This window comes from Sulfurospirillum arsenophilum NBRC 109478 (assembly GCF_000813345.1).
GTDB lineage: Bacteria > Campylobacterota > Campylobacteria > Campylobacterales > Sulfurospirillaceae > Sulfurospirillum > Sulfurospirillum arsenophilum.
In genome coordinates, this window is the sequence record NZ_BBQF01000002.1 from 486,084 (window position 1) to 498,475 (window position 12,392).

Genomic DNA, 12,392 nt, shown 5'->3' on the forward strand with positions numbered 1-12,392 from the left:
TAAACTCACTACGATACGCGCCAAAACAAAAAGGAGAACTATGTTATTGGCGACGATCAAAAACAAACTTGCATTTTTACTCATTATTATTTTTTTAGGATTTAGTGCATTGGGACTTGAAAGCCTCAAAGAGGGAAACGATGCGAAAATGGCAGCAATTCGACTCACCAATATCGCTGATATTGAAAATACGATGATGGCATTGCGCGTTGAACAGCGTGATTATCAGCTCTATTTTAAACAAACCAATTTGGATCGTTATGAAAAAACTTATCAACAATTAATTGGAGATTTGGACGCGCTGAAACTCATTCTTCAAAGTCCTTCAAATCACCAACGTATTGAAACGCTTAAAAAACTCTTGGTTCAATGGCATGATGTCAACGTTCCACGAATGCAACTTTTTAAAAAATACGGCGCAACCATGCATGAACCAAGTTTCGCTCAAAATTATCCTGAAGATGCCAAAAAACTTGATGAGTACTACAAACAAAGCAGCCAAAGCTTTGTTGTTCTCTCGGAAAAAATAGACGATTTGGCAAGCTCTGTGAAGAAAAATAACTTCAACCGCCTTGACACCAACATCATGATGTCTCAAATTACGTTAGGTATCATTTTGGTCATTGTTCTGGTCATCTTTTTCATTGTAACGCGTTCGATTAAAAACTCTGTTGCGCGTGCCAAAGTGGGATGTGAATTGATGCGCCAAAACAAAGATTTGAGTATGAAGATAAACATTGATTCTAAAGATGAGATCAACGACATCATCCAAGCGGTTAACTCCCTTGTTGCAGATGTAGCTAGTGCGCTAAATGATGCCAAAGACAATGCCATCGAAAATGCTTCTGTTGCGGAAGAACTCTCCAGCACAAGCCTCCAGATCGGGAAGCGCGCCGAAGAAGAGGCAAAAGTCGTTTTTGAAACAACCAACGATGCCAAAGAGGTTGCGAATGCCATCACTGATGCCAGTGTGCAGTCACAAAATGTTAAAGACATCACCGCACATGCCCAAGAGAGCCTTCTAAGTGCGCAAAAACTGCTCAATGAAACCATCTCGCAACTCAGTAATACGTCTGAGGCAGAAGCAGCCATCAACGAGCGCCTGAACCACCTCTCAAACGAAGCCCAACAGGTCAAATCCGTTCTTGATGTCATCGGCGACATCGCTGACCAGACCAATCTTCTAGCGCTTAATGCCGCCATTGAAGCAGCAAGGGCGGGTGAGCATGGGCGTGGATTTGCTGTCGTTGCCGATGAAGTGAGAAAGCTGGCAGAACGTACCCAAAAAAGCCTTATCGAGACCAATGCCACGGTCAACGTCATCGTTCAGTCCATCAGTGACATCAGCGGCGAGATGAATCACAACGCCAAACGCATCCATGAACTCTCCGAATTTTCCAACCAAGTGACGACCCAAACCAACGATGCCGTAGGCATGCTTGACCAAAGTGTTCTTGCAACCGATGAAGTCGTTGAAAAAGCAAATAGCAATGTCAAGCTCATCAAAACAGCGGTCATCGAAAAAATAGGAGAGATCAACACACTCTCAAGCTCCAATGCTAGAAGTGTCGAAGAGATCGCCGCTGCGGCAGAACACCTCTCCAAACTCTCTTCCACACTTAGCCATACTCTAGCACAATTTAAAACAGCCTAACCTCCTTCGTCCAAAGAGAAACAACCTCTTTGGACACTTTTTTAACCAATAATTCGCTATCATTTTGGACTTTACATGTAAAAGGTTTGACGTGTTAGAACAGACTATTTCCTTGAAACTCACTCCACTTTTTAAACCACGCGATGAGAAGCCGAGCATTCTTTTAGGTTTTTGTGGCGATGCCCTTTTGATGGCAGTGGACGGCACGTTGCCTCCTTCGCATCTTTTTGAAAATTTGGGTAAACCACGCCATAGTTTTCACATCGGTGAGATCGAAGAGTCACTCTATACGCTCCTTATTTGGGATGAAACGCTTGCCCTTCCTGAACACCTTGTCAAAACCAATCTTCGAGAGTTCCTTGACTTCCACCCACCGCATCTTTTTGCCATGCTCGCTCGAGCCAAACAGCTCGCACACTGGCTTTACGACAACCAATACTGCGGTCGTTGTGGCGATCCCGTAGGCTATGCTCCTGAGTTTTCAGCGCTTACATGTAAAACCTGTGGCTTTACTATTTTTCCACGTCTTTCACCTGCGTGCATTGTGCTTATCACCAGAGGCGAAGAGATACTGCTAGCCCGTTCACCCTACTTTCAAGCAGGCATGTACAGCCTTTTGGCTGGCTTTGTGGAAGCGGGAGAAAGTGTTGAAGAGAGCGTACATCGTGAAGTGTTTGAAGAAGTAGGCTTACGCGTCAAAAACCTTCGCTATTTTGGCTCACAACCATGGCCTTTCCCTCACTCGTTGATGATCGGCTTTTTTGCAGAGTACGAAAGTGGCGAACTACGCTTGCAACCCGAAGAGATCGAAGATGCCAAATGGTTTACCAAAGAAACGTTGCCAAAACTTCCAAACCTTGCCACCATCTCGGGAATGATTATAAACGAGTGGCTTAAAGATCATTGATTTTTTATTGATATTTCTGTGTTAGAATGGATGAACTTTGTAAGAGGAGTTTACCATGAATATCACCCCCGAAGCACTTTTTGAGGCACGTCGCCACTTTTTAAAACTCGGAGCTGGAGCTTTGGTGAGCAGTACCGCCATCTCACAGCTTTTAGCCGAGCTTCCCAAAGACCTTAGCCTCTCTTTTACACCCGATGCCAACCTACTAAAACTCTCATCCAACACGTTTGAGCAGATCACTAACTACGTCAATTTTTACGAGTTTTCTACCGATAAAACAGCACCGGTAAAACTCTCTCAAAATATGAAAACAACCCCTTGGAATGTTAACTTCTCAGGGGAACTCAAAACCAAACAGACACTCGAAGTGGATGATCTTATCGCTAGATTTGGACTGGAGGAGCGCATTTACCGTTTTCGCTGTGTTGAGGGCTGGTCGATGGTCGTTCCGTGGATCGGCTTTCCGCTTTACAAACTACTCGATTACCTCGATCCAACCAGCAAAGCCAAGTATGTTAAGTTCACTACACGCCATGACCCTGCGATGTTTCCAGACCAAGCAAAAGGTATCTTTTCATCCATCAACTACCCTTACGTCGAAGGACTTCGCATGGACGAAGCGCGCCATCCACTCACCTTCATCGCAGTAGGCATGTACGGAAAACGCCTACTTCCGCAAAATGGCGCACCGATCCGCCTCGTCGTGCCATGGAAATACGGCTTTAAGTCCATCAAATCACTCGATAAAATAGAGTGCGTCGAAAACGAACCACTCAATACATGGCAAGTACAAAACCCCAAAGAGTATGGCTTTTACGCCAATGTCAATCCAGCCGTTGACCATCCACGCTGGACGCAAGCTAAAGAGCGCTTACTTGGAAAAATCACCAAACAAGAGACACTACCGTTTAACGGCTACGAAAAAGAGGTCGCAGGGCTTTACGCAGGAATGGACTTAAGGAAGTTCTTTTGAAAGCCTTCCTCATCCTTCTTGCCCTACTTCCTTTAGTCGTTGCCTATTACACATTGGACAATGCCATAGACCCGATTAAAATGATCTACAACACCACAGGCATCGGGGCGATTTTGCTTCTTTTACTCTCACTCGTACCTTCTACATGTAAAAGAGTCTGTGGGCTAAATTGGCTTCGATACCGCAAAACCATCGGCTTGCTTGCATTTGCCTACGCCCTTTTACATGTAAGCGTTTTTGTAATCTTAGACAGTGAATTTGACTTCGTCACTATCTTTGAGAAAAGCCTCAAAAAGCCATTTATCTATGTTGGAGCTATCGCTTTTGTCATTCTGCTTTTGATGGCGCTCACCTCATTTAAAAAACTCTTTGCCAAGTTTTCCAAGTACCATAAAGCGGTCTATCTCGCTCTTGCACTTGCGCTTCTTCACAGCTTCTGGGCACAAAAGGTAGCGGGAGTATTTGAGTATAGTGTTGTTACCGTTGGTGTGGTGCTTTTAGGGGAGAGAGTTTGGGTGTGGAGAAAGGGCTGAAGTTTTACATGTAAAACTATTTTCGTTATACTCTGCAAAATTATTTCTAAAGAACCAATATGCAAACATTTGAAGAAATTTTCAATACGTATCAAGAAAAAATTGATCGGCAATGTCAAGAATCTCAAACTAGGCAAATAGCATTAACAATTGACCAACAGACTACCCATAATGCATCAATAAACACTAATGTCTTTGAAAAAATTACAAACACATCTTACGATTATGAAAGAAAAATTAAACTTGAACAAATAGCAATCGACCTTAAAAAGGAAGATCAACTATTTAACAAACTTGAAGCAAAACGACTTAAACCTCATTTATCAGATATTTTTGAAACTCCTGAGTCAATTATTGAACTCAAAGATATAGACTTTGGCAAATTATTTTTGACAAGGAATGGTTTTAAATGTGGTGATTTAGTCATCGTTATTGACAAGCATTGTAAATTCGTCAACTGCAATATAACATCGCTAAAATTTGAAAATTATTCTAATTTAGTGGAAGAGCAAAAATATGATCTTATATTTGATGACCTTCATAATAAAGATGATAATAATCTCAATATCCTTATTGAAAATTCTCATTTTTACGGTAAATTTTATATCAATAGAAAAAATCTACAAGAAAATACCTTTAATGAAAGAGATATAAAAATTAAAAGCTTTTATATCAAGAATTCTACATTTCACCAGAATTTCAAACTACACAATGCCTCAGTTGAAGAGTTTGACATTAATGATTCTAATTTTGAAGATAAGGCAGATTTTTTCAAAACGCAGTTTATTAAAGGTAAAAATCAAAAATCACTTATTAGTTTTTATGCCATAAATTTTAATGAACTTGCCATTTTTGAAGAGTGTGAGTTTTGCGAAAAGGTGGATTTTACCTATGTAACGTTCAAAGGGTTAAGCCAATTTAGAAAAGCTACTTTTAAAAAAGGGCTTAATTTAGACAATACCAATATTGAAAAAGATATGAACTTCTTTGAGATTCAAAGTGTTGATTCATCCGAATCAAAAAAGCAGACATCTCAAGAAACCTACAGAATCATTAAACACCAACTTGAAAAACAAAATAATAAAATAGAAGCCAATCGTTATTACAGTTGTGAACTTGAAAAAAGAAGAAAAAACTTACAAGATATTCTTAAAAATATTAAATTAGAAAAATTCAAAGAAAATATCTCAAATAATTTAGAAAATCTCGGAAGCTATCTTGTTTTTGCTTTACATAACATGACTTCGGCACATGCAAGAAACTGGTTTTTAGTTTTACTATGGATACTTACAACTGGACTTTTTACAACATTAGCACTTAATAATGAAGTCGGAAAATCAATATTAGGTTTTTTAATAACCATTATTTTAATGTCTGGACTTTTTTGCCGTACTTATGTACCAATTATTTTAGGTCTTATAGCTTCATTTGGAATGTTTTACATACATCAAATCACATTTTTGAATGTAGAAAACATATTTCAATATACAAGTTTATTAGCAAAATTAGATTCTCAAAAACCAGATACTTCTTCCTTCTCATTAATTCTTTTTGCCAATAAAATTGCTTTAGGCTATCTATACTATCAATTTATCACATCCGTGAGAAAAGATACGAGTAAATAAACTCTTTACATGTAAAATACTATTTCACCACAAAGAACACCCATGAACGCATTTATATCAGGTTTTAGTCTAGGAATTTCTCTCATTCTTGCCATTGGAGCGCAAAATGCTTTTGTACTCAAGCAAGGTATTAAAAAAGAGCATGTGTTTGTCATCTGCTTTGTCTGCGCGCTCTCGGACGCCATCTTGATTTTCGCTGGCGTTTCGGGTTTTGGGTATTTGGTGGAGCAATTTCCCTCTCTTCAAACCGTCGCAAAGTATGGTGGTTTTGCCTTTTTGTTTATCTATGGTTTGAAAAGCTTTTACTCTGCTTGGAGCATGTCACATAAGCTAAATCCGCTCGACCAACCCACAACATCGCTTGCAAAAACCATTCTTCTCTCCCTTGCGTTTACGTGGCTCAACCCTCATGTTTATCTGGATACCGTCATCTTACTCGGGTCTGTCTCGACCAAGTTTGGCTCCCTTGCACCGCTGTTTGGATTGGGAGCCATGACATCATCTTTCGTGTTTTTCTTTTCACTCGGTTATGGAGCGAGGATTTTAACGCCTATTTTTCAAAAGCCAATTTCATGGAAAATTCTTGAAGTACTCATCGGCATTGTCATGCTCTCTTTAGCCTTTATGCTGTTAGGTTTGTAGAGTGGAGATAAAGCGCTAACTTTATCTCCGTAACGCAGAAGAAAGAAACGAAGTTAAGACTTAAATTGGTTCAGTTTACTATTGAGATTTTCCGCTAATTTAGAGAGATGATCTGCCGCAGAGGCGATCTCTTCAACACTACGTGCATTTTCGCTGGTGAGGGAATTGATGTTGGTGACCATAGAGACAATTCTGTCGGTATCACTGGCGATGCGAATGGAGTTTGCCGCACTGGTTGTTACAGAAACAACACTCTCTTGCATCACACTGGTTGTTCCAAGAATGGTCTCTTCCACACCTGTTGAAACATCGGAAAGGCGTCTAATGTTTTTTGCATTTCGTCCCATCTGTTCTGAAGAATCAACGATGGACTGAACGATGACGTTAATGGTCGCATTGATCTCGGTAAGTGAGTTTTGAGTTCGCTCTGCCAGCTTTCGTACTTCATCGGCTACAACGGCAAACCCGCGTCCATGCTCCCCTGCTCGTGCGGCTTCTATGGCGGCATTAAGTGCTAAAAGGTTGGTTTGATCGGCAATATCAGAGATGACCGTCAAGATTTGTTTTACTTGGTCAGCATCCACACTCATCTGCTCCAATTTAGAAGCTAACGCGGTTTCCGCTTCACTCGCAAGTCCTACTTCATTACGAAGGCTTACCACTTCATTTTTGGCATTATCAAGTCTTTGTCCAGCATCGGTGATGCTTTTTTTCATCTGCTCTGAAAGCATCGCTGTCTCTTGCACAAAGGTTTTAATCGTAGCAATCTCTTGAATGGTACTTTCAACGATCGTAGTACTCTTCTCTGCATTTCGACCTATTTGCATACTGGTGGTACTGAGTTCATGTGACACCGAAGCATTTTCACTCGAAGAATTTTTGGCATCAACAATGGTTTGTTCTAGTGTGGTGATTAAGGCATTAAAACTATCGGATATATCTTTAAGTTCGTTCTTCTTATCGTAATTAATTCTAAATTTGAGTTCTTTATGTTGAACAAAAGAGACCATGCTATCGCGGATAATATGTACCCCTTGGATGATATTGCGACGGATAGACAATCCAATTAATAAAAGGGTAACAACAGAAGCGATAGAGAGAAAAATCATCATAAGTGTAGCATTTTGTTTTTCATCTATTGCGTTATCTGCTGATTTTTTCGCGAGATCAAAGTTATATTTCATATGCTCAGCAAAGACATGTGTTAGATTCTGAATGATCGGTTTATTGGCACCAACCATTGCATTAATTTCTGACTGTTTATTTTCTCTTGAAAGGCTTATTAATTTACCAAGTAAAACATAATACTGTTCGATTGCTTCATTATCTTTGATGAAAAGCTCTTTGTCTTTTTCATCAGAAAGTAAAAGCTCGTAACGTTTCATGCTATCTTTAAGGGCGATTTTTGCTTTTTCAATATTCTTTTCTACTCTTTCCCACTCTTTAATCTCTGATTGCGAAATATGCTCCCATATAGACAATCTTAAACTAAACGCACTTTGCATAGCTTCATTCAGTGCTAAGATACTCGGAAGGGAGTTAACATTACTGTAGTTTGTCTCCTCAAAGACCGTATTCATTTTAGCAAAACTAATTCCAAAAATAGTAAATGTAGCCAGGATTGCAACCGCAAGCATCACTAAAAGCTGTCTTGAAATACTCATGATAAACTCCTTTTCTTTTGTATTACGAAATCATATCGATCAAGTGTTGCAAAGGAGTTGTATATTTTTCGATGATGCATAACATCAAATAAAATAATTTAAACAGTACCTATCTTTGATTTTACATGTAAACGTAAAATAACACTGGTGATTATCACTTTTTAGAGAGGTTGCGTTATACTAATCCAATGATAGATTGAAGTAGCAGGAGTACATGATGAAATGTAAAGATGGCTATGAGAAGCTTGCTCAAAAGCTCGAAGAAACACTTAAAGTTCAACTGTTCGATCAAAATTTTGCCATTGAGTCAATAACCAAGACACTGGTGCAAATGCGCCTCGTAAGCTCCAAAGTTAGAGCGCTTTTTACCTTCATAGGACCTCCCAATTGCGGTAAACGCTACCTTGCAGAACTTCTTGTAACAGCTGATCCACAGATACACCAACTCAAAACCTTTCAGATGGATCAGTACAATGATACGTATAGCGCTGAGCAACTCTCCGCTTCAAACATTGAGGAAGATGTCACCGAATTTGTCGAAAAAAATCCTAACGCTATTTTACTGTTTGAAGACATCGACAAAGCAGACACGCAAGTGCAACTCTCTTTATACACGCTCTTTTCAGACTCAGAAAAAAATATCGTTGATTTTTCGCATGTCATTGTCATTATGACGACAACACGTCTCAGTTCACTTTTAGGACGCCAAGACTTACTGGAACTTTTTAAAAATGATCCTCTGCAAGCGCATACATTTTTAATGGAACGCTTGGGGCAAGAAGAGATTGTGATTAGCGGAATAAAAGAGAAAGTGTTCGATAAAAAGCTTCTTTCCCTACTCAATGAATGCACGCTTGTACCTTTTAACCGTCTCAGTCTCACCGCTCTCATCAAAATCGGTGCCCAAAGCTTGCATGGTATGTCACAAAACTTTATCAAAGACAGTGGCATTGAGATCGAGTACACCAACATCGATGTGCTTATTTCTCTTTTAACACTTTCTCTAGCGCCTTATCTCAACGCTCGTCACATTCGCAAAAAGCTTCCTGAAGTCGTCTTTAACCGCATCTATGACATGCTCAAATGCCATGAAAACATCACTAAAATAAGCTATAAAGTCTCTCAAAAAGCAGGTGCTTTTGTCAAAGAAGCACTTAAAGACCAGCCTTTACTGCTGAAAAAAATCAGCAAACAACATGAAAGCATTGAGCTTGAATGGCATGTTCGTGTTCTCAAAGGAGTGGCAGAATTCACCATCAAAAACGCTTTTTTCCGCAAAGAAAAATTACCCATAACATCCGAAGATGCCCTACATGTTTCGGATGTCACATTTGATGCTATTGCAGGGCAACAACGTGTTAAAGCGGAACTTTTGGAGATTCTAACGCTCATTAAAGAGCCTGCACGTCTTAAACAGTTTGACATGCCTCCTCCAAAAGGAATGATACTCTATGGACCTTCGGGTATGGGTAAAAAATTACTCGCGCGTGCCTTTGCAAACGCCGCAGATATGCCTTTTACCGTAGTGCGTGATGCGGACTTGTTTGATGCGGGTAAAATTCACAAAGCTTATGCTCAAGCGTATAGTTCCGCTCCTGCCATTGTACTTTTGGAAGATATTGATGTGCAAGGTCTTGTCGGTGGCGTTATCGCAACGATGAGCATCCAACCCTTGATCGACGAGTTAGATGCGATCAATCAGAGTTTTGATGCACCCATTTTTACCATCATCACCATTGGTGAGAGCAGTCCCATCCCTGATCCGTTGGTGCAAACAGGACGCATTGATATTCGCATCGAAGTGCCAAAACTCGACATGGAAGCCCGTCGTTTTTTCATCGAAGAGATTTTAAAAAAACCGCACGATGCGAACATTGACATTGAAAAAGTGGTGCGCTACATCTCAGGTATGGGTGGTGATGAGCTGAAACGCATCGGACAAGAAGCGGCACTTTTTGCGGCACGAAAAGGACTAAAAGAGATCACTGAAGAGATACTTTTAGAGCAGATCAACATCATCAAATACGGCAATAAACTTGAAAACAAACAGATACGCGACATTGAAATATCGATGGCAAAAACGGCTTACCATGAAGCAGGACACGCTGTACTCTCTTATGTTCTTTGCCCAAACATCAAGATAGAGCAAGTCACCGTTGCGCCTCGTAGTGATGCGCTTGGCTTTGTTTCATACCATAATGACGACTATGTCAATGCCATTTCCAAAGATGAACTGTTTGCCAATATCTGTGTTTTGCTAGGCGGTCGCATCGCCAATATGGAAAAATACGGCAATGCAGGTATGGAAACGGGTGCTATTACGGATCTTGAAATTGCGAGTATGCAAGCGTATTCTGCGATTGCTCTGTTTGGTATGGATGAGGAACTAGGCTACATTAACATCAGCGGTATTGAAGACGCGTACGACAAAGAGCTTTTAGCAGAGAAGTTGGAAACAAGGCTTTTGAGCTGGATAGATGAAGCTAAAAAGCAGACTGAAAAAGAGGTGAAACGACTCTGGCCTGCCATCGAAGCAGTCGCCCTTGCACTCATCGCAAAAGAGGTCATTGATGGGTTGGAACTTAAAAAAATCATCGAAGAGAAGATACCAAATCTCGCGAAATAATCTTTACATGTAAAAGTTTATTTCGCTGTTTTTAGCTCTGTTTTGAAAAATCACTTTGGTGCTTGGTATCGCTTTTGGGTGGTAGTCCATACATACGTGTGTACTCTCTGCTAAATTGTGAAGGGCTGGCGTAGCCTACTTGAAATGAAGCATTGGCGGCATCAACTTTCTGTGATAAAAGCAGTTTTCGCGCCATCTGTAAACGCACCTTTTTTTGGTATTGGATGGGAGTTAAGGTCGTCACTTTTTTAAAATGTCTGTGAAAAAGTGAGTTACTCATGCCAAGTTGATGTGCCATCTCAGTGATGCGCAATGGCTCTGCAAAATGGGTATTGATGAGACGAATGGCTTGCATAATACGGTAGGCATAGCTTCCCATCGTCGCAAACTGTTTGATAAACATCTGAGGATGATGGTCTAACAATCGGTACAAAACTTCTTTAATAATGAGCGGTGATAATGCTGAAATCATTTTTGGATTTTTTAAAAGTGAAACCAAACGTATCAACGCATCCAAAAGCGCTTCGTCCATCGCTCCCATCACCAAAGCACAATCACATTTTTTAGTACACGGTTGAGCAAATGCATCGCCGCTTTCTTGCACCACTTCCATAATTTCATCCAAACTAAATGTCAGTTTAAGCGCCAAGTACGGAGCTTCTTGGCTCGCTTCTGTGATCTTTCCACTCAGAGGTAAATGCACCGAAGAGAGCATATACGTAGAAGCATCGTAGGTATAAATTTGTTCTGCCAAATGAACTTCCTTGACACCTCTGGCGATAAAATAGACCGAAGGCTCGTACATCGAGCAGGCAAACTCTGATGTTATAGAAACCTTAGAAAGGCTCAAAGCAGCAATGTCAGTTTGTAGCAGCCCATCTTCTGGCAAAAGAGACTCTAAGAGCTGAATAAAATCATTATGTTTGGAAACAGAATACATTTAAATCCTTTGGCATCAAAAAATATATTCTACAGTAATAGGCAATAAATTTATCTAAATAGTCTATCGCTCTTTGAAAGAGTTACGTTACAATTCAATCAACAAGTACCAAAAAATAGAGGAGATAGAAGAGTATGAAAGTAGTAGCCATCAATGGAAGCCCGAATAAAAAAGGAAATACCGCACAGCTTATTGATACGATTGCACAAGAATTAGCCAAAGACAACATTACCACGGAAGTGTTGCACATCGGCAATAAAACCATTCGTGGCTGTTTTGGCTGTGGTGGCTGTGCAAAAAACCAAGATGAGCGTTGTGTGGCAAAAGACGATGAATATGTCAATGAGTGCATTCAAAAGATGAAAGAAGCCGATGGAATCATCCTTGGAACACCTGTTCATTGGGCGGGCATCGCAGGAACGATGAAGTCCTTTTTAGATCGCGCTTTTTATGTCTCTTCTGCCAATGGCAACCTTTTCCGTCATAAAGTCGGTGCAAGCATCGTAGCCGTTCGTCGTTCTGGTGGCGTGAGCACCTTTGATGCGATGAATCACTACCTTACGTACGCTGAGATGATTATGCCAACAACGAATTATTGGAATGTGGCACACGGAAGAATGCCAGGTGAAGTACATGAAGATTTAGAAGGTATTCAAATCGCACGCATTTTGGGGAAAAATATGGCATGGACACTTAACGTCATGCAAAATGCTAAAGAAAACAACATCGTAGCTCCAGAGCGTGAAGCAAAAATTATGACCAATTTTGTACGTTAAGCGCTTTTACATGTAAAGACTTTCTAGGGCAAAACTGCCCTAGAAATGAAGA

At 40.3% G+C, this 12,392-nt stretch carries 10 protein-coding genes; 8 read left to right on the top strand and 2 right to left on the bottom strand.

The genetic code is table 11. The annotated features are described in order from the left end of the window. The first annotated feature begins 40 nt into the window (after positions 1 to 40). The 6 genes from SAR02S_RS13660 to SAR02S_RS06770 all read left to right on the top strand — a co-directional run bounded on the left by SAR02S_RS13660 (position 41) and on the right by SAR02S_RS06770 (position 6,334). Positions 41 to 1,654: a methyl-accepting chemotaxis protein gene (locus SAR02S_RS13660; RefSeq protein ID WP_041958081.1), complete on the top strand. Its 1,614-nt coding sequence runs from the start codon at positions 41 to 43 to the stop codon at positions 1,652 to 1,654. A gap of 91 nt (positions 1,655 to 1,745) precedes the next feature. After that, entirely contained in the window at positions 1,746 to 2,561 is an 816-nt protein-coding gene (gene nudC / locus SAR02S_RS06750) for an NAD(+) diphosphatase (RefSeq protein WP_052433556.1), read from the top strand. A gap of 55 nt (positions 2,562 to 2,616) precedes the next feature. After that, complete coding sequence (gene msrP, locus SAR02S_RS06755; protein ID WP_041958082.1) at positions 2,617 to 3,534, top strand: protein-methionine-sulfoxide reductase catalytic subunit MsrP; 918 nt, start codon at positions 2,617 to 2,619, stop codon at positions 3,532 to 3,534. Beyond that, positions 3,531 to 4,067, top strand: a complete 537-nt coding sequence (locus tag SAR02S_RS06760) for a ferric reductase-like transmembrane domain-containing protein (protein WP_041958083.1) — start codon at positions 3,531 to 3,533, stop codon at positions 4,065 to 4,067. Before msrP ends, SAR02S_RS06760 begins: the two co-directional genes overlap by 4 nt. Positions 4,068 to 4,126: 59 nt before the next feature. Continuing rightward, positions 4,127 to 5,692, top strand: coding sequence for a pentapeptide repeat-containing protein (locus tag SAR02S_RS06765; RefSeq protein WP_041958084.1), 1,566 nt, complete (start codon positions 4,127 to 4,129; stop codon positions 5,690 to 5,692). 42 nt (positions 5,693 to 5,734) lie between these two features. Further along, positions 5,735 to 6,334, top strand: a complete 600-nt coding sequence (locus SAR02S_RS06770) for a LysE/ArgO family amino acid transporter (RefSeq protein WP_041958085.1) — start codon at positions 5,735 to 5,737, stop codon at positions 6,332 to 6,334. A 53-nt stretch (positions 6,335 to 6,387) separates the two neighbouring features. Here SAR02S_RS06770 and SAR02S_RS06775 read toward each other — a convergent pair whose 3' ends face one another. Continuing rightward, positions 6,388 to 7,998 (bottom strand): methyl-accepting chemotaxis protein, encoded by a 1,611-nt coding sequence (locus tag SAR02S_RS06775; protein WP_041958086.1) that lies wholly within the window; start codon positions 7,996 to 7,998, stop codon positions 6,388 to 6,390. Between the two features lie 217 nt (positions 7,999 to 8,215). Here SAR02S_RS06775 and SAR02S_RS06780 point away from each other — a divergent pair, with 217 nt between their 5' ends. Next, positions 8,216 to 10,624 carry an AAA family ATPase gene (locus SAR02S_RS06780; protein ID WP_041958087.1) on the top strand — a complete coding sequence of 803 codons (2,409 nt, stop codon included), beginning with the start codon at positions 8,216 to 8,218 and terminating at the stop codon, positions 10,622 to 10,624. Positions 10,625 to 10,655: 31 nt separating this feature from the next. On the opposite strand, the gene SAR02S_RS06785 is transcribed toward SAR02S_RS06780, so the two are convergent. Continuing rightward, positions 10,656 to 11,564, bottom strand: coding sequence for an AraC family transcriptional regulator (locus SAR02S_RS06785; RefSeq protein ID WP_041958088.1), 909 nt, complete (start codon positions 11,562 to 11,564; stop codon positions 10,656 to 10,658). Positions 11,565 to 11,698: 134 nt separating this feature from the next. Between SAR02S_RS06785 and SAR02S_RS06790 the strand changes: the two genes are divergently transcribed. Continuing rightward, on the top strand, positions 11,699 to 12,340 hold the full coding sequence (locus SAR02S_RS06790; protein WP_041958089.1) for a flavodoxin family protein: 642 nt from the start codon (positions 11,699 to 11,701) through the stop codon (positions 12,338 to 12,340). The last annotated feature ends 52 nt before the right edge of the window (positions 12,341 to 12,392 follow it).

What these genes read in the sequence shown, in the direction of transcription:
- SAR02S_RS06770 (WP_041958085.1), top strand. Translation starts at nt 5,735, where the DNA reads ATGAACGCATTTATATCAGGTTTTAGTCTAGGAATTTCTCTCATTCTT.
- SAR02S_RS06785 (WP_041958088.1), bottom strand. Translation starts at nt 11,564, where the DNA reads ATGTATTCTGTTTCCAAACATAATGATTTTATTCAGCTCTTAGAGTCT.
- SAR02S_RS06775 (WP_041958086.1), bottom strand. Translation starts at nt 7,998, where the DNA reads ATGAGTATTTCAAGACAGCTTTTAGTGATGCTTGCGGTTGCAATCCTG.
- msrP (WP_041958082.1), top strand. Translation starts at nt 2,617, where the DNA reads ATGAATATCACCCCCGAAGCACTTTTTGAGGCACGTCGCCACTTTTTA.
- SAR02S_RS06790 (WP_041958089.1), top strand. Translation starts at nt 11,699, where the DNA reads ATGAAAGTAGTAGCCATCAATGGAAGCCCGAATAAAAAAGGAAATACC.
- SAR02S_RS13660 (WP_041958081.1), top strand. Translation starts at nt 41, where the DNA reads ATGTTATTGGCGACGATCAAAAACAAACTTGCATTTTTACTCATTATT.
- SAR02S_RS06780 (WP_041958087.1), top strand. Translation starts at nt 8,216, where the DNA reads ATGAAATGTAAAGATGGCTATGAGAAGCTTGCTCAAAAGCTCGAAGAA.
- SAR02S_RS06765 (WP_041958084.1), top strand. Translation starts at nt 4,127, where the DNA reads ATGCAAACATTTGAAGAAATTTTCAATACGTATCAAGAAAAAATTGAT.